This window comes from Streptomyces sp. ML-6 (genome assembly GCF_030116705.1).
GTDB lineage: Bacteria > Actinomycetota > Actinomycetes > Streptomycetales > Streptomycetaceae > Streptomyces.
This window is the reverse complement of sequence record NZ_JAOTIK010000001.1, coordinates 3,116,184-3,132,508: the sequence shown is the minus strand read 5'-3', so window position 1 is coordinate 3,132,508 and position 16,325 is coordinate 3,116,184. Positions and strand designations below refer to the sequence as shown.

The window sequence follows — 16,325 nt, the reverse complement described above, 5'->3', positions numbered from 1 at the left end:
AATGGTTGATGGAGAGTGAGTCTAGAAGCGCACGACTCCACTGAGCAGGTGCGCACCTGGAGTGCGCAGTTCCCCTGAAGTCTTTAGGGCAAGGGGTGTTCATGGGTCGACAGGCCCCTGTGACAAGGGTCTAGTAGTTCTCTCGGGAGACTTGATCGCTGCGCATCCATTGAAGAGGGTATTGGGATCAGCCAGTTCGCTCGCGCGCATGCATGGTGCTTGCCAGGGCTTTGCCGCTGGATGAACTGCCTCCCGGCGGGAGCGGCGTGTACCAGCTTGCCGGGCATGGCGCTGCCTCGCCCATGTCGGATGACCATGGACGCGTCATAATGGCGCGATGGAGCTCTCGTTACCTGAACCGAAGGGTCACCAGAAGGACGTCGTCTTCCTGAACGAACGCGGTCACTGCGTCGTTCTCGGTACGGCGGGCAGCGGCAAGACGACGATGGCGGTCCACCGGGCTCACTATCTGGCCACGGCCCCGGGCATCGGAGGCCGCACTCTGCTGGTCACCTTCAACAAGGCGCTCGTTACTTACCTCAAGGGCATGGGAACGGCGCCGCCGAACCTGCAGATCGAGACATACCACACCTTTGCACGCGGCTACCTCGCGCACCGCACCAGGGCATCGGTGCGCATATACAAGCTCAAAAAGAAGCTGGTCGAGCGGGCGCTGGAGGAAGCCCGTGAGAGGCTTCCCGGCCGGGCGTTGGTGAAGCGCCCGCTCGAGTTCTTCCTGGACGAGCTGCACTGGGTGGTCGGGCACGGCGTCGATCGGCAGACGTATGTGGAAGGTCGCACTCGAAGAGTTGGCCGGGGCAAGCCGCTCCAGCAGTCCGACCGCGAAGTCGTCTTCGCGATCTATCAGCGCTACGAGCAGCTGCGTGCCGAGGCCGGGTACGAGTACGACTTCGACAACATGGCGTCGTCCGCCCTGGCGCTCCTCAGGGACGACCCGACCGAGCGGCACTACCGGCATGTGATCGTCGACGAGGGCCAGGACTTCACACCTGAGATGATCCGGAGCCTCGCGGCAGCCATCCCCGGGGACGGTTCACTGACGTTCTTCGGGGACTACGCGCAGCAGATCTACGGAAGCCGGATGTCCTGGCGCTCCCTGGGTCTTCATGTGCCCAGAGGCAAAGTGGAGTTCGCCCACAACTACCGCAACAGCCGCCAGATCGCCCAACTCGCCCAGGTCATGTCGGAGATGCCGTACTTCAAGGATGAGGTCGACCTCGTCCAGCCGACCCGGCCGGCGGCCGACGGCCCGAAGCCCACCATTCTGGAGAGCCCGAGCACGGAGCGGCAACTTGTCGAAGCCGCGCGTACGGCCCTGGCCCTGGGTGCCGATCGTCAGGTCGCCATCTTGATGCGTACACGGGAGCACGAAGCCGAGCTCAAACCCCTACTCGCCGGCAGCCGCGTCCCCGTCGAACGGTTGCACCGTGATCTCTCACGCTGGACGGACCAGCCTGGCGTGTTCTACGGAACGTACTCCGCGGCGAAGGGCTTTGAGTTCGACTCGGTGATCCTCCCCTTCTGCGATACCGACGAGCTGCCGAAACCGAGCGAGGTGGAGGCCCACGGCCCCGAAGAGGCGAGGGCGCGCGAAGGGCGGCAGCTGTACGTGGCGGTCACACGGGCCCGTACGGAACTGGTCATTCTGCACTCCGGCAAGCTCACTGATCTGCTGCCGAACGAAATGTCGGACCTGTACGTCCGGGTGGGATCGTGAGCGACATCATCGCCCGCGCCAGGGCCCGTGGTGTCACGCGACTGTGCCACTGCACCAAGTCGGCCAATCTGCCGCACATCCTCGGCAGCCGTGAGATACGCCCGGTGGCCACCCTGCGGGAGGCAGCGGACGCCTATCGGCCCGCCGATACACAGCGCCTGGACGGGGCACCGGACCGCACCTTTCTGAGCGTCGAGTATCCAAACGCCTGGTACCAGTCCCAGGCTGCGGGCCGGGACCCGCACTTCCGGGACTGGGTGGTGTTCACGCTGGACGTCGAACTGCTCGCCACGCCGGGCACGCGGTTCTGCCCATACAACTCGGCACGGGACGAGAGCGCCGGCGCACTGCCCGGCACCGATGCCTTCGACGCCCTGTTCGCGCCGACCGTGACCGGCAATGCGACACGGAAGCGGGAACGTGCGCATCCGACGTGGTGGCCCACGGACGACCAGGCCGAGATACAGATTCCTGGCACCATTCCGCTTTCCGCCGTACGCTCGGTCATTGTCCCGGACGACCAGCAGGCGGCCCTGGAGTGCTTCAGGCTCACGCGGTTCGATATGGCGGCCCTGCTGCCGCCTCTGGTCATCGCGCCCGTGCTTTTCGACAAGTACGCCCTGAGCGCCTCCGTGCGCTCCGGCATACGGCCACCGGAGACCCCGTACATCCCACGAGCGACTCTGGCAGAGTGAACACGTGAACGCTGAGCTTCACCCATGGACCGACAGGGCCTGCGGCATGCTCGTGGGCGCAGCTGTAGGGGACGCCATGGGCTGGCCTTACGAGCGGCGGGACCGGACACGCTCCTTGCCGTCCTCGAGTCAGGTCTCTGGACGGTTCTTCGCCTGGCGGCGTATGGCCGGCAGCCGCTTCCGCCCGATCGTCGAGGACATCGGGCCCGGCGAGTACAGCGACGACACCCAAATGCTGATTGCCGTGGCCCGTGCTCGTCTCACTGCCGGAGACCAGTGGCTTCCTTGGCTGCAACGAGTGGAGTGGCCCTTCCTTCTCGACTACGAACGCGGCGCCGGCGCCGGTGTCAAGCGCGCCTGCCGAGCTTGGGAGAAGCAGGGAGCGGCCTGGGGCAATCGGGCCGACGATCAGGACAAATACTTCGCCGCCGGAGCCAATGGTGCGGCCATGCGCATCGCGCCGCATGTCATCGCCCACCACGAGGGCACCTTCGGTGACCTGGCCCATGACGTGGTCCTCGACGCGGCGACGACGCACGGACATCCCCGCGCTCTCCTGGGCGCGCTGGTGCACGCCTACGCGCTGTGGGTCAGCCTGCGTCAGCCCTCTCCTCTCGCCTACGGCTGGCTCGTCGAAGCGGTGCTGGACGGGCTGAAGGACTGGCGGGAATCGGTGTGGCAGGGCTTGGACCGGCGCTGGCTGGACGCCGCGTCCCAGGCATTCCCGGATGGCTACGAACGCGCCTGGGAGGAGACCGTGCAAGAGGTGGAGGAACTCCTCAGCAGCGCACGAGCCTCGCTGGAGAGCGGCGCGCTCAGCGCTCCCTCCGCCTTTCTGGAGACACATGGCCTGACGCGGACGAAGACTCGCGGCTCAGGGACCCTGTGCGCGGTGGCCGCCATGTACCTTGCCGCGCGGTCCGCTTCCAGCCCAGAGCGCGGCGTCGGCGTTCCGGCACGTCAAGAGGGCGCGGACACAGACACGTTGGCATCCATGACCGCCGGTCTGCTCGGCGCAGGTCTGGGGCAGGAATGGCTCGGTTCGTACGGCCGGTCCGTTCAGGACGCGCCTCTGCTGAACGCGCTGGCTGAGAAACTGCTCCGGCCGGCCCCCGAGTCACTGACTCCGCCCTCCTCGGACGAAGCCGGTCAGGCACGGTCGCGGTTTCTTGATGAACTCGACGCCGCTGACATCGGAACCAGCCTTCTGCTTCCGGACCGCCGCGAGGCACGCGTCGTGAGTCGATGCACGCTGATGGCCGATAACTGGTCTGCATATCGCACTCGTCTGACCACTGTGGACGGTCAGAACCTCTTCCTCATCCGTGGGGTGCGGCGCGTGGAAACGGGAGACGATGTCCACGATGTGCCTCGCGCGGAGGCGCCGACGGACATCGAGAACCGATCACCTGTACAACCCCGACTGCAGGGCGCGTACTTGCCCGTCACCGACATCGGCCGCGTGAACGAAGCCCTCACAGCTCTGGGGGTGACCACGTCCCGCCGCGGCAAGGACTGGGTCTCCTACGAGAACCTGGTCATCAGGCAGTGGTACCGCAAGGAGCGGGCCACGGATGTTCCAGGAGCCCAACTCCGCGTCGCGGTCACCGACGTCCTCGCGGCATGGAAGCGGCTGCGCGGTATGGGATTCGACGGAGCGGTCCAACGGGACGGCGATGCCTTCTGGTTGCAGATCGACCCGTATCTGATCGTCTCCGTCAATAATGCCGAGCCGCCTGCGGGGTGACGGCGCGATCGACCGTCCACGACCATCGGCGAGGTCGGTGACGATTGGTTCTGGGCCGACGCCCTCGTACCTCCGCAACTTGCAGAGCGCGCTCGGGCTTTTCCGCCCCGGCGGTCGGCTTGACACCCGTAACGGAGGATGCCTGTCGGTGTACAGCCAGTGGGCAGTTGGGGAGCCGACGAGTCGGCGGAGTGAAGTGTGGGCGGCGTCTCGTCAAACCTTCTCGACTCGCACGGAGTGTCCGGCGAGGAGCTGATTCATGTCGTCGGTGTCGGAGGTGAAGACGGTTGCCTCAGCCCCCTGCGCGGCTTCCTGCCCGGCCACAGCCGCCAGAATCGCGTCGATGGCGTACTTGTGCCCATGCAGGCCGGCTGTCTTCAGCATGTCGCGCGCCATGGCGATCACTTGGTCGTCCGTGTGCACGACGCGGATCCGGGACAGCGTCCAGTTCCACAGTGCCTGCCTCGACGCTTCGCGAGGGTCCCATGCCTCCAAGGTCGTGAGCGCCGAGGTGACGATCGGGATGTCGAGCCGTGGAGCCGTCTTGATCAGCGCTGCCATCTCCCGATCGCCCTGAACCGCCTTGGAGAGAGCCTCGGAGTCGAACACGAAGACGCGCTGTCGCGGCCGATGCAGCCTCGCCCGGGTGGTGCGGCTCACGCGGCCTCGTCCGAATGTGATCGCTGCTCGTCATGCCAGCCGTCAATGGCGGCGATGCGGTCCAGCGCTGCCTGCTGCTCGTCGTCCGTCACGGCGCCGTGCTCTTCCTCGAGGCGCCCGGCCAGCTCTCGCAGTCGGTCCATGGCGTCCTGATGAGCGGCGGCGGCCGCGATGTAGCCGGACACTCCGCGTGAGTCGACGCGCTCCTTGATCGATTCCACCAGCTCTTCCGGCATGGTGATGGTGATCTTCCGGGTTGCCATACTTCAAGTATGCCATGTTCGCCCGGCTCGGAGGCCGTGCCGGATGATGCAGATCCTTTGGGGGATGTTCGGGAGATCAACTCTCCGTCCGCTCACGCAAGCGGCCCCGGACGAGAAGTCCGAGGCCGAGTAGGACCCTTCCGGGGAGAGAAACCCCAGGTCAGGGTGGCGACGCGTTGTGCCCCCGGCAGGATTCGAACCTGCGACACCCGCTTTAGGAGAGCGGTGCTCTATCCCCTGAGCTACGAAGGCGGGGCTGTCGGGCGAGGTGCGGTGCCTTCTGCGGTGGTGCTCGTGCAGGTGGCGGGACGTACCGATGACCGACCAGGGACAGCGTAGCGGATCCGTGCCGGGGAGGGGCTTCCATATCGGGGTGGGCGGGCGAGGGGCGGGGTGGGCGTCTCCGGGGCGGGGGTGTCGGGCGAGTGGGGATGGTGGGGAGGGGTGGTTCGGGTGGGGATGTTTCGGGCGGTGGGGCAACCCGGGGGCGGTGGGGTGCATGTTTACAAGGGAGGGGTTCGCGAAGGCAGTTGGGGGTGGGCGTACCGTTCTGAATGATCAGCAAACGCCGTTGTTCAGGGTAAACGGGGTGAATCCGGCATGCCTTGCCGCGCAGGAGTTTCCGGGGAGTTGTCGGTGTGGGCGTCGGTCCGTGGGTGACCGTGACCGTCGGCGAGCGGCTGTGTACGTCCGTGGCCCCGGTCGTGGTGCGTCGGTGGGAGACGGGCGGTGCCCTCGGGGTGGCCGTTCGATGTCCCCGGTCGCTGAACCGGTTGTTCCGCTGGCTCGAAGGATCCCTCAAGGAACCCCAGGACCCCCAAGGACCCCCCATGAAACACCCCTTCGTTCCCCTGCTGGCCGCCGTCGTCTGTGCCGTGGCCGTCATAGGCATGATCGTGACCGGAGGTGACCCGGGAACGCCCCGCGGCTTCCACCGTCACAAGGACGGGACCCTCACGATCGATCCTCGGCACCGTCCGGACGCGCCGTCCTTCATGGGGACCGGGGTGGACGGCAGGCCGATGAGCCTCTCCGACCACGCCGGGAAGACGGTGGTGATCAACGCGTGGGCCTCCGGGTGCGGGCCCTGCCGCAAGCAGGTCTCGATGCTGGAGCGGTACCGGAAGAAGGCGGAGGGGCAGGACGTCGTCGTCCTGGGGCTGAACCGGGACAGCTCCCCCAGCGTGGCCCGCGCCTTCGTCGAGGAGCACGACATGTCGTACCCCAGCCTCCTCGACCCCGCCGGGAAGCACCTCCTCACGCTGCCCAAGGGGCTGCTGACCACGCAGGGGGTTCCCGTCACCCTCGTCATCGATCCGCGTGGCCGGATCGCCTCGACGGCGTCCGAGGCCATCGGTGAGGAGCGTCTGGTGGGTCTCGTCGCCGCTGCGGGGCGGATGTCGTCCCCGTCCCCGTCCGCGTCTCCGTCCTCGTCCGCCGGTTGAATCCGCTGGTCGAATCCGTCGGGCGAAGTGGTCAGGAGCGGGTGATACGGACCCGGTAGTTGCCGTCGCTGTCCTTGTCGATCACGGATATGCGTATCTTGTGGGCCCGGTCGGTGAAGGTCTCGCCGGGCCGGAAGGGGGCGTCGGACAGTTCGGTGTGCACATTGGGCAGACGGGTGCAGCCGGCGCTGTCCTCGGTGCTGTCCGCGACGGACACCGGGCCCTGCCCGGTGTCCACGTCCGAACTCACCTTGTAGATCAGTACGCCCGGGCGGCAGATCGCGTGGTCGTTGCCCGCCCGGGTCCGTACCTCCACCGCGTACCCGGACTCGTCGCTCAGCGGTACGAACGCCAGCTTCGTGCCGCCCCGGGTGGCCAGCGGCCGGAGCACGTGTTCGCTGGTGCCGGATCTCGCGGCGCAGTCGATCTGCGCGTTGTCCAGCCAGCCGAGCTTCCACTTGTGCCAGCCCAGCAGGTCGTTGTCGGCCCCCCAGTCCTCGGACATGATGTCCCAGTGCCCGACCGCGCCGCCGCCCTCCATCGTGTACAGGTCGGGAAGGCCGAAGACGTGGCCGTTCTCGTGCGGCAGGACGCGGTATCCGGTCTTCGCGAACGATCCCGAGCCGTCGTCCTGGCGGCTGTAGATGAAGGACGTGTTGGCGAGCGGGACCCCGTCCGCGCGCGGGGCGTCGTCGTTGCCGGAGAAGGTCACGGACAGGACGGTGTCCAGGGCGGAGGGGCCGGCGTTCGGGGTGACCAGGATGTTGACCAGGTCGTACTTGGCGAAGTCCACCTTCGGATCGGCGGCGGCGACGATGTCCTGGACGAGGTGGCGGTAACCCGGTTCGTACAGTGAGCCGCGCTCGACCCCGTACTCCGAGAACGGCAGTGGCATCCGCAGCCAGGACTTCACGGGGGTTTCGGGGGCGTATATGAGCCGTCCGTACGAGCTGGTCCGGAACCATTGGGTGGTCTGCGGGAAGAATTCGGCGTACCGGTCCATCGCCGGTCCGGCGCCCGGTGCGTCCGGGAAGTCGATCATCAGGTTGAGGGCGCGGACCTTGCCGGTGGAACGGGCGTAGCCCTTCGGCGTCGGTATGCCCTCCGACATCTGCACGCCCCTCGTCGCGGATATCCGGCACGGGGCTATGCCTGCCGAACGGGCGTTGGACACCGGGCCCGCGGAGGCCCGGCCGGTTATCGGGAGGGTGTTGCTGGCCGTGGCCATTGCCGCTATGACCAGGGCCGTTGCCGAGCCGAGCGCGAGTGGGCGGCGATGCCCGCGTATCCGGTGGCGTGGTTTTTGCATAGAGGCGCCTCGGGGTCCGCGGCAGTCGGCCGGCCCTGACTGCGCTCTGCGCATCAGCCTGTGTCGGGTGGTGCGGGGCCGCTCGTTGGGTGCGCCGTTCGGCTGGTTTCCCGATTCCCCGGAGTGACTCACATCACCTTCGGGTGTGGAAATAACCGGGGAGTCCTTCCCCGTTTGCATCGGTGTCCCCGCGAAACGGGGAGACGGTCCCCGGTTACGGCCGAGGGTCGTCGAGGGGGACACAATGAGAACGAGAACGAGGATCGGAAGAGCGAGGACAGCCGTCGTGGACACCGTCGCCCGTACCGCCGCCGGAACGGCGCAGCCCCGGACCCCCCGTCCGCGGGCCGACGCGTTGCGCAACCGGGAGCGGATCGTGACGGCCGCGCGCGAGATGTTCGTCGAGTTCGGGCCGGACGTGCCGCTCGACGAGATCGCCCGGCGCGCCGGCGTCGGCAACGCCACGCTCTACCGGAACTTCCCCGACCGGGCCGCGCTGACGCACGAGGTCGTGCTCGCCGTCACCTCCCGGAGCACCGACCGTGCGGAGGAGGCGGCGGCCGAGGAGGCCGACCCCTTCGCCGCGCTCAGCCGTTTCGTGCACGCCGCGGCCGACGAACGGATCGGGGCGCTGTGCCCGATGCTGTCCGGCGGCTTCGACAAGGACCACCCCGAACTGCTCGCCGAGCGCCGGCGCCTCGAAGAGGCCGTCGAGGGGCTCGTGGCGCGCGCCATGTCCGCGGGGCGCCTGCGCACCGACATCGCCGTCGGTGACGTCATGGTCGCCCTCTCCCAGCTCACCCGGCCGCTGCCCGGCACCGGCTGTCTGAACATCGACCGGTTCACCCACCGCCATCTACAGCTGTTCCTGGACGGACTGGAGGCTCCGGCCCGGTCCGAACTGCCGGGAACGGCAGCGACCTTGGAGGATCTGCGGCATCGGGCGTGACGTTCCCGCCGGGCCCTGCCGGGAGCCCGGCGGAGCGTCCGCCACGCCATACCGACCATCCCTCTCCCGCCCCGCCTCCTTCCTCCTTCCTCCTTTTCTCGTCATCCGTCCTGCAGTGAGCGGTAGTTGATCGCTCGGCCGGGACGGGGCGGTCGGTTCGCCCGACCCGTTCGACGACCTCTTGTCCACGACTCGCCGCTTCACGACTTCTCGCGCCCTCGGGCGCCCTTAGGTGGATACACCCATGCCCAAAACAGCCGATCTCCGACTTCCCGACCCCAGCCGTTGGAAAGCGCTGGCGTTCATAGCACTCGCGCAGCTGATGGTCGTGCTCGACGCCACGATCGTGAACATCGCGCTCCCGCACGCCCAGACGGACCTCGACATCTCCGACGCCAACAAGCAGTGGGTCATCACGGCCTACGCCCTCGCCTTCGGCGGGCTGCTGCTGTTCGGCGGGCGGATCGCCGACCTCTGGGGCCGCAAGCGGACCTTCGTCGTCGGGCTGATCGGCTTCGCGCTGGCCTCCGCGCTCGGTGGCGCGGCGCAGAACCAGGCCATGCTCTTCGGCTCCCGCGCACTCCAGGGCGTCTTCGGCGCGCTGCTCGCCCCGGCGGCGCTGTCGTTGCTCGCCGTGATGTTCACCGATGCCAAGGAGCGCGCCAAGGCGTTCGGCATCTACGGTGCGATCGCGGGTGGCGGTGGCGCCGTCGGTCTGATCCTCGGCGGTTTCCTGACCCAGGTGCTGGACTGGCGCTGGACGTTCTTCGTCAACATCCCGTTCGCGGCCGTCGCGGCCGTCGGCGCGTACTTCGTGATCCGGGAGCCGTCCGGCAGCCGCAACCGTTCGTCGCTCGACGTGCCGGGCGTCGTCCTGTCCGCGCTGGGTCTGGTCTCGCTGGTGTACGGGTTCACCCGCGCCGAGACCGCCGGCTGGTCGGACGGGCTGACCATCGGCACGTTCGTCGCGTCCGGCGTGCTGCTGCTGGCGTTCGTCGTGACCGAGGCCCGGGTCGAGTCGCCGCTGCTGCCGCTGCGCGTCGTGCTCGACCGCAACCGCGGTGGCGTCTACCTCTCGCTGGGCCTCGCCATCATCGCGATGTTCGGGCTGTTCCTCTTCCTGACGTACTACCTCCAGGTCGTGAAGGGCTACTCGCCGATCAGGACGGGCTTCGCCTTCCTCCCGATGATCGCGGGCATGATCACGGGGTCCACGCAGATCGGTGCCCGGCTGATGACCCGGGTCCCGGCGCGCAAGCTCATGGGCCCCGGCTTCCTCGCCGCCGCCGTCGGCATGCTGCTGCTGACGCAGCTGGAGATCGACTCGTCCTACGTCGGCCTCATCCTGCCCGCGCAGCTCCTGCTGGGGCTGGGCATGGGCACGGCCTTCATGCCGGCCATGTCGCTCGCCACGCACGGCGTCGAGCCGCGCGACTCGGGCGTGGCCTCCGCGATGGTCAACACCTCGCAGCAGGTGGGCGGTGCGATCGGTACGGCGCTGCTGAACACCATCGCCGCGTCGGCCGCGACGGCGTACGCCACCTCCCACGCCGGGCTCGGTGCCACCGACCCGGAGCTGCTGAAGCTCCAGTCCATGGTGCACGGCTTCACCGGCGCCATCTGGTGGGCCGTCGGCATCCTGCTGGTGGCCGCCGCGATCGCGGTGACCTTCATCAACGCCGGCCGCCCCACCGCGGCCCCGGTGTCCGGCGGTGCCGGGTCGGGTGACGCCGACGGCGTCGAGGACGAGTTCAGGGTGCCGGTCGTCGCCCACTGACCGAGGGCGCCCACCGCCCGGGGGGAGCGGTGGTGCGCATGCGGTCGCGCCCCGGCTTCCTGCCCGGTTCCGATCCCCGATCGGGCCGGACAGGAAGCCGGGGCGCGACTGTTTTGTTCTTTGTTCCGGCGTTCCGTTTTTCGTTTCGGCGTTTCGGTCCGGCGTTTCGGTCCGGTGCTTCGTTCCGGTGTTTCGTTCCGGTGTTTCGTTCCGTGAGCAGGGGCTCAGCGCAGCCACGGCAGGTCTGCGTCCGTGTCCTCCGGCTGGAGCCCGGAGGCGACGACCTGCATGATCTCGCCCAACGAACGCACCTGCTCGGGCGTGAGCCGGTCGAACATCGCCTGGCGCACGGCACTGACGTGGCCCGGGGCGGACCGGCGCAGCATCTCGTGGCCCTCCTCCGTGAGGACCGCGTTCTGGCCGCGCTTGTCCGACGGGCAGTCCTCGCGGCGCACCCATCCGCTCTTCTCCAGCCGGGCGACGGCGTGCGAGAGCCGGGAGCGGGTGATCTTGGCGTTCCGGGCCAGCTCGGTCATCCGCATGCGGCGACGGGGGGCCTGGGAGAGCTGGACGAGCAGCCCGTAGTAGATGTGCGGCATGCCGGCGTCGCGCTGCAACTGGCGGTCGAGGTGATCCTCCATGAGCGTGGTGGCGTGGAGGTACGCACGCCAGACGCGCTGCTCTTCGTCGGAGAGCCAGCGGGGCTCGCCGGGGGATGCCGTGGTCATGTACTCCACTGTACGACCTTTTCTTGAAAGTTGAACTAGATAGAGCTAAGGTCTCGGGAGCGGGAAGCTTGAACTTTAAAGAATGCTTCCTCTCGAATGGACCACTAGAAGACTTACCTTGATCAGCAGCGGATGGGGAGTGCCATGACTGTCACCGCGGAGCGCATGCCCGCCCTCTACCTCTCCCACGGGGCCCCGCCGCTGGCCGACGACCCGGTCTGGCCCGGTGAGCTGGCCGCATGGTCCGCCGGGCTGCCCCGCCCCAGGGCGATCCTGATGGTCTCCGCCCACTGGGAGGAGGCCCCGCTCGCCCTCGGCGCGACGGAGACCGTCCCGCTCGTCCGCGACTTCTGGGGCTTCCCCGAGCACTACTACCGGGTCCAGTACGCCGCCCCCGGCGCCCCGGAACTCGCGGAGAACGTGCGCAAACTGCTGCGCGGCGCCGGTACGCCGGTCCAGGACATCCCGGACCGGGGGCTCGACCACGGGGCGTACGTCCCGCTGGTGGAGATGTTCCCGGACGCCGACATCCCGGTGCTCCAGATCTCCATGCCGACGCTGGATCCGCAGAAGCTGATGGACATCGGGCGCAGGCTCGCGCCGCTGCGCGACGAGGGCGTCCTGATCGTGGGCAGCGGCTTCTTCACCCACAACCTGGCCGCCCTGCGGCACGCGGGCGGCGTCCCCGGCTGGTCGGTGGAGTTCGACGACTGGGGGGACCGGGCGCTCCGGGCGCAGGACATCGACGCCCTGCTGGACTTCGAGCACAAGTCCCCGGCGGGCCGACTGGCCCACCCGCGCACCGAGCACTTCGCGCCGCTCTTCGTGACGCTCGGCGCCTCGGAGGGCGAGCTGGACCGGGGCCGCAGCGTCATCGACGGGTTCTGGATGGGGCTCGCGAAGCGGTCGGTGCAGTTCGGCTGAGCGCCGGTCGTACGGGTACGGGGAGGGGCGGGGAGAGGCGGAGAGGGACGAGGACGGCCGGTCGGGTCCGGGCGGGGCCGGCCGGTGGATTTCCGGGCCGGTGGCCGCGGGCGGTCACAGCGCCGGCGGGTTGAGTTCGATCGAGCGGAGTGCGGCGGCGAGGGCCGTCGCGTCCCCGACGTCCAGCGCGGTGTCGGTGAACTTGATGGTGTGGTCGTCGCCGTGCGCCGCCGCCCGTGCGAACAGCTCGTCGGCGGAGGCGTCCGCCGGTTCGTACGGGGCGGCCTCGGCCGGGCCGTACGCGGCGGTGACCGCGGCGCTCGCCGCCCATGCGGCCTCCAGGCTCGGCGCCCACAGCGCGCGGGGGAGTGCGGGCAGGGTGCGCAGGACGGCATTGGGCGCGGTCGCGGCGTGCACCAGCATGATCGGTTCGCCGTGTCCGTGCGTGGCGAAGCGGTGGGTCGCGGCCCGCACCAGCTCCTCCAGCCGGGTCCGGGCCTCGTCCGGGTCGTCGGGGGACCGTCGCGGCCACACCGGGAACGCGGTGAGCTGCGCCAGCCGGTCCCGGATGCCGCCGCTCTGCTCGGGCACCGGAGGGACGGCCTCCAGCGCGGCGGCGGCGTCCGGCGCGGGTGCCAGCGGCGTCAGGGCGGGCAACGGCTGATGACGGGCGGCCCAGTAACCGAGGCCGTGGGCGAGTTCGGCGACACGGGGCGCGGTCGCCTCGCCGACGAGCAGGGTGCGTACGGAGTGACCGACCCGGATCACGGGGTGCGTGGCGCCCGCCGCGATGCCGGGGAGCAGCCGGGGCCACCACTCGGCGAGGACGTCCCGCCAGGGGCGCTCGGCGGTCTCGCGCCCGAAGTACTCCGTCCAGTCCGCGATCCGGCGCGGGTCGCCCAGGGCCTCGCGCCAGTTCGCCGCGGTCACCCGGGAGGAGGGGTCCGGCATGTCCTCCAGCTTCTGGCCGTAATGGTCGAGCCAGCGGTGGACGGTCGGTGCCTGCCCGTGCCGGACCAGCGCCTCGACGGCCATGGGGGCGTGGTTGCTCAGCCAGCCGTTCCGCTCGGGGCCCGAGGCGTGAAGGCGCTCCAGTGCCTCGTCGAGCGTGCCGGTGGTGTCGTCGGTCGGGGCGGTCGTGCCGGTCGGGGCGGTCGTGCCGGTCGGGGCGCTCGTACCGGCCGGCGCCGGGGCCATGCTGGTGCTCGCGCTCGTCGTGTCGTCCATACGGGGGACGCTATGTACGGGGATCACCCGGCGTAACGGACCGCGGACCCATCGGGGCCGGTCAATGGGTCCTAGGTCCGAGGCCCGAGGTCCGAGCCGCGGCCCGAAGCAGGGAGGCGGGGAGCGGGCCGAGGTGCAGGTCGAGATGCAGGCCGGGGCGTGGAGCGGAGCGGAGCGGAGCGGGTACGGGTCGGGGTCGACAAGCCGGACATCCCGAGCAACCCGAACGAGGCGCCGGTCGTCTTCGGGGTGGGAACGCAATCGCGGCCGCCGCCGTTCGGGTGGAGGAGGGGGCAATGGATGTGAGTGCGGTCTCACGCACGTAATGGCCGTGGATGTCCATGAGCGTCACCGAATCGCCCCTGATGCCCGGCCTGACCTGCGCTTCTGCCCGGCGTCTCGACCCTAGCGCGCCCTTGCGGCGGCACAGGGTACTGCATGATCACGAAAATGAGTGCCGCGCGTGGGAATTCTGTCCGGATTCCAGTCGTTGTTTCCATCGGATGCAGGGCACCCGGAAGGGTGTCGCGACCTACTCAGCAAGGGAGCACGCATGGCAACCCGTGCCGTCGCCCGTCGTTCGTCCGGCACCGGTGGGACCAACCGGGCGAGCAGTGTTCGCGCCGCGGGCGGAGAGATCGCCGATCGCGACCTGGTCGGCATGTACCTGGACGAGATCGCGCGTACGCCGCTGCTCGACGCCGCGAAGGAGGTCGAGCTGTCGCAGGCCGTCGAGGCGGGCGTCTACGCCCGGCAGATCCTCGACGGCGAGGTGGACAGCGAAGCCGGTGGAGCCACGCGCGAGGAGCTGGAGGCGCTGGTCGCCGAGGGCGAGCGCGCCAAGGACATATTCATCCGATCCAACCTCAGGCTCGTCGTTGCCGTCGCCCGCCGCTACCCGCGGGCCGGGCTCCCCCTGCTCGACCTGATCCAGGAGGGCAACGCCGGCCTGGTGCGCGCGGTCGAGAAGTTCGACTACGCCAAGGGCTTCAAGTTCTCCACGTACGCGACGTGGTGGATCCGTCAGGCCATCACCCGTTCCATAGCCGACCAGTCCCGCACGATCCGGCTCCCCGTCCACCTGGTGGAGGAGCTCGGCCGGATACGCCGGGTGCAGCGCGAGTTCAACCGTGAGCACGGACGCGAGCCGGAGCACACGGAGATAGCCGCTGAGCTGGACTCCACGCCGGAGCGCGTGAGCGACGTCCTGGACTGGGCCCGCGACCCGGTCAGCCTCAACATGTCCGTGGACGACGAGGGCGAGACGCAGTTCGGTGACCTGCTGGAGGACACCTCCGCGGTGTCGCCCGAGCAGTCGGTGCTGACGCTGCTGCGCAGCGAGGAGCTGGAGGACCTGATCGGCAAGCTCGACAACCGCACCGCGTCGATCATCCGCATGCGGTACGGCATCGAGGACGGCCGCGAGCGGACCCTCACCGAGGTGGGCAAGCAGCACGGGCTGACCCGGGAGCGGATCCGCCAGATCGAGAAGCACGCGCTGCTCGAATTGAAGCGAATGGCTCACGACACGGGTTTTGACGCTGCGGCGTGAGCCTTGGTCCAGTAACCTCCGAAATGGGTCACTTCGCGTGACCCCCTGAAGCTGAGTCCCGGCGCCCACCCCCCCTGGCGCCGGGGCTCATTTCTTTGCGCTGGTGTTTTTCGCGCCCGTGTTTCTTCGTGGCTCATGGCTTACGTCTGTCTCTTCGCGTCCGTGCCTGCGTCTGCGTCTGCGTCCGTGCCTGAGCCGTGCCTGCACTTGCGTCCGTGCCCGTGTCCGTGCCCCGGAGGCGTCATCGGGCTGCCGCGCGGCTCAGGCGGGCGCCCAGCTCGTCCAGGTAGTCCACCAGTTGCGGCGGCTCGTGCACGGTGAACTCGCAGTCCACCAGCGCCAGTCGGAGCGCCAGCCACTCCATCGAGTCCGCCAGCGTGGCCCGCAGTCGGCAGCTGTTCCCGTCGGTCGGCTCCAGCGGGCCGATCGCGGCCGGCAGCCGCGCGGACACGAATTCCGCCGGTGCCGCGAAGCTCACGTCGACCTCCAGTTCCGGTCGGCCCCGGGCGATGGAATCGGCGAGGAACTCCGCCGCGTCCCCCGTGGGCAGCTCGCGCGGCGCGAACCGGGCCCCGGTCGCGAACGGTTCGCTCACCCGGTCGACCCGGAACGTGCGCCAGTCCGAACGCCCCAGGTCGTACGCGACGAGGTACCAGCGCCATCCCGTGCTCACCAGCCGGTACGGCTCGACCTCCCGCTTCGTTTCGGTGCCGTCGCCCGCCCGGTACGCGAACCGCAGCCGCTCCCGGCCGGTGACCGCCGACGCCATCACGGTCAGCGTCCGGGGGTCGATGGTCGAACCGTCGCCGCGGGTCAGCGGCATCGTCGCGTTCTGCAGGGTGGAGACCCGGTGCCGCAGCCGGGACGGCAGCACCTGCTCCAGCTTGGCCAGGGCCCGTACGGACGCCTCGTCCACCCCCTCGATGGCATGCCCGGCGCCCGCCCGCAGCCCCACTGCGATGGCCACCGCCTCCTCGTCGTCGAGGAGCAGCGGCGGCATGGCGGTGCCCGCGACCAGCCGGTAGCCGCCGACCGATCCGCGCGTGGCCTCGACCGGGTACCCGAGGTCCCGGAGCCGGTCGATGTCGCGGCGGATGGTGCGCGGGCTGACTTCGAGCCGTTCGGCGAGTTCGCTGCCCGGCCACTCGCGGGGCGTCTGGAGAAGCGACAACAGGTTCAGCAGTCGTGCCGGGGTGTCGGTCATGGGCTCAGCCTTCTGCCGGTCTCGGGGATCTTGGGGTTTCGGCGGTCTTGGGGGTCTTGGGGTTTCGGGGGGACGTCGGCGGTCCTGTGGTGGTGGCGGTGCTGTGG

General features: G+C 69.2%; 14 protein-coding genes and 1 tRNA gene. 8 read left to right on the top strand and 7 right to left on the bottom strand.

The annotated features are described in order from the left end of the window. Window positions 1-337 precede the first annotated feature (337 nt). The 3 genes from OCT49_RS13585 to OCT49_RS13575 are packed head-to-tail and all read left to right on the top strand — an operon-like array spanning window position 338 to window position 4,180. The gene (locus OCT49_RS13585) at window positions 338-1,738 is read left to right on the top strand and encodes a UvrD-helicase domain-containing protein (RefSeq protein ID WP_283852131.1); all 1,401 of its coding nucleotides are present in this window, start codon (window positions 338-340) and stop codon (window positions 1,736-1,738) included. Beyond that, window positions 1,735-2,433 carry a DarT ssDNA thymidine ADP-ribosyltransferase family protein gene (locus OCT49_RS13580; protein WP_283852130.1) on the top strand — a complete coding sequence of 233 codons (699 nt, stop codon included), beginning with the start codon at window positions 1,735-1,737 and terminating at the stop codon, window positions 2,431-2,433. Before OCT49_RS13585 ends, OCT49_RS13580 begins: the two co-directional genes overlap by 4 nt. A 4-nt stretch (window positions 2,434-2,437) precedes the next feature. Beyond that, on the top strand, window positions 2,438-4,180 hold the full coding sequence (locus OCT49_RS13575) for an ADP-ribosylglycohydrolase family protein (RefSeq protein ID WP_502963372.1): 1,743 nt from the start codon (window positions 2,438-2,440) through the stop codon (window positions 4,178-4,180). A 213-nt stretch (window positions 4,181-4,393) separates the two neighbouring features. Here OCT49_RS13575 and OCT49_RS13570 read toward each other — a convergent pair whose 3' ends face one another. The 3 genes from OCT49_RS13570 to OCT49_RS13560 all read right to left on the bottom strand — a co-directional run bounded on the left by OCT49_RS13570 (window position 4,394) and on the right by OCT49_RS13560 (window position 5,355). Further along, a complete protein-coding gene (locus OCT49_RS13570) occupies window positions 4,394-4,840 on the bottom strand; it encodes a hypothetical protein (protein ID WP_283852129.1) in 447 nt (148 codons plus the stop codon). Next, complete coding sequence (locus tag OCT49_RS13565) at window positions 4,837-5,103, bottom strand: hypothetical protein (RefSeq protein WP_283852128.1); 267 nt, start codon at window positions 5,101-5,103, stop codon at window positions 4,837-4,839. Before OCT49_RS13565 ends, OCT49_RS13570 begins: the two co-directional genes overlap by 4 nt. 179 nt (window positions 5,104-5,282) lie before the next feature. After that, window positions 5,283-5,355: transfer RNA gene (locus OCT49_RS13560), tRNA-Arg, on the bottom strand. Window positions 5,356-5,933: 578 nt separating this feature from the next. On the opposite strand from OCT49_RS13560, the gene OCT49_RS13555 reads away from it, so the two are divergent. After that, entirely contained in the window at window positions 5,934-6,548 is a 615-nt protein-coding gene (locus OCT49_RS13555; RefSeq protein WP_283852127.1) for a TlpA family protein disulfide reductase, read from the top strand. A gap of 31 nt (window positions 6,549-6,579) precedes the next feature. Here the strand turns inward: OCT49_RS13555 and OCT49_RS13550 are convergent, their stop codons facing one another. Next, window positions 6,580-7,857 (bottom strand): M6 family metalloprotease domain-containing protein, encoded by a 1,278-nt coding sequence (locus OCT49_RS13550; RefSeq protein WP_283852126.1) that lies wholly within the window; start codon window positions 7,855-7,857, stop codon window positions 6,580-6,582. A 286-nt stretch (window positions 7,858-8,143) separates the two neighbouring features. Here OCT49_RS13550 and OCT49_RS13545 point away from each other — a divergent pair, with 286 nt between their 5' ends. Both OCT49_RS13545 and OCT49_RS13540 read left to right on the top strand, forming a co-directional pair. Next, complete coding sequence (locus OCT49_RS13545) at window positions 8,144-8,806, top strand: TetR/AcrR family transcriptional regulator (protein WP_502963371.1); 663 nt, start codon at window positions 8,144-8,146, stop codon at window positions 8,804-8,806. 244 nt (window positions 8,807-9,050) lie between these two features. Next, window positions 9,051-10,583: an MFS transporter gene (locus OCT49_RS13540; protein WP_283852124.1), complete on the top strand. Its 1,533-nt coding sequence runs from the start codon at window positions 9,051-9,053 to the stop codon at window positions 10,581-10,583. Window positions 10,584-10,807: 224 nt separating this feature from the next. On the opposite strand, the gene OCT49_RS13535 is transcribed toward OCT49_RS13540, so the two are convergent. Next, window positions 10,808-11,320 (bottom strand): MarR family winged helix-turn-helix transcriptional regulator, encoded by a 513-nt coding sequence (locus OCT49_RS13535; RefSeq protein ID WP_283852123.1) that lies wholly within the window; start codon window positions 11,318-11,320, stop codon window positions 10,808-10,810. Window positions 11,321-11,455: 135 nt separating this feature from the next. Here OCT49_RS13535 and OCT49_RS13530 point away from each other — a divergent pair, with 135 nt between their 5' ends. Next, window positions 11,456-12,235 (top strand): dioxygenase family protein, encoded by a 780-nt coding sequence (locus tag OCT49_RS13530; RefSeq protein WP_283852122.1) that lies wholly within the window; start codon window positions 11,456-11,458, stop codon window positions 12,233-12,235. A gap of 114 nt (window positions 12,236-12,349) precedes the next feature. Here the strand turns inward: OCT49_RS13530 and OCT49_RS13525 are convergent, their stop codons facing one another. Next, window positions 12,350-13,432 (bottom strand): questin oxidase family protein, encoded by a 1,083-nt coding sequence (locus OCT49_RS13525; protein ID WP_283855789.1) that lies wholly within the window; start codon window positions 13,430-13,432, stop codon window positions 12,350-12,352. 583 nt (window positions 13,433-14,015) lie between these two features. On the opposite strand from OCT49_RS13525, the gene OCT49_RS13520 reads away from it, so the two are divergent. After that, window positions 14,016-15,014, top strand: a complete 999-nt coding sequence (locus OCT49_RS13520; RefSeq protein WP_283852121.1) for a sigma-70 family RNA polymerase sigma factor — start codon at window positions 14,016-14,018, stop codon at window positions 15,012-15,014. A 241-nt stretch (window positions 15,015-15,255) separates the two neighbouring features. On the opposite strand, the gene OCT49_RS13515 is transcribed toward OCT49_RS13520, so the two are convergent. Then, entirely contained in the window at window positions 15,256-16,218 is a 963-nt protein-coding gene (locus OCT49_RS13515) for a helix-turn-helix transcriptional regulator (RefSeq protein WP_283852120.1), read from the bottom strand. Between the last annotated feature and the right edge of the window lie 107 nt (window positions 16,219-16,325).

What these genes read in the sequence shown, in the direction of transcription:
- OCT49_RS13565 (WP_283852128.1), bottom strand. Translation starts at nt 5,103, where the DNA reads ATGGCAACCCGGAAGATCACCATCACCATGCCGGAAGAGCTGGTGGAA.
- OCT49_RS13515 (WP_283852120.1), bottom strand. Translation starts at nt 16,218, where the DNA reads ATGACCGACACCCCGGCACGACTGCTGAACCTGTTGTCGCTTCTCCAG.
- OCT49_RS13520 (WP_283852121.1), top strand. Translation starts at nt 14,016, where the DNA reads ATGGCAACCCGTGCCGTCGCCCGTCGTTCGTCCGGCACCGGTGGGACC.
- OCT49_RS13555 (WP_283852127.1), top strand. Translation starts at nt 5,934, where the DNA reads ATGAAACACCCCTTCGTTCCCCTGCTGGCCGCCGTCGTCTGTGCCGTG.
- OCT49_RS13530 (WP_283852122.1), top strand. Translation starts at nt 11,456, where the DNA reads ATGACTGTCACCGCGGAGCGCATGCCCGCCCTCTACCTCTCCCACGGG.
- OCT49_RS13550 (WP_283852126.1), bottom strand. Translation starts at nt 7,857, where the DNA reads ATGCAAAAACCACGCCACCGGATACGCGGGCATCGCCGCCCACTCGCG.
- OCT49_RS13585 (WP_283852131.1), top strand. Translation starts at nt 338, where the DNA reads ATGGAGCTCTCGTTACCTGAACCGAAGGGTCACCAGAAGGACGTCGTC.
- OCT49_RS13525 (WP_283855789.1), bottom strand. Translation starts at nt 13,432, where the DNA reads ATGGCCCCGGCGCCGGCCGGTACGAGCGCCCCGACCGGCACGACCGCC.
- OCT49_RS13540 (WP_283852124.1), top strand. Translation starts at nt 9,051, where the DNA reads ATGCCCAAAACAGCCGATCTCCGACTTCCCGACCCCAGCCGTTGGAAA.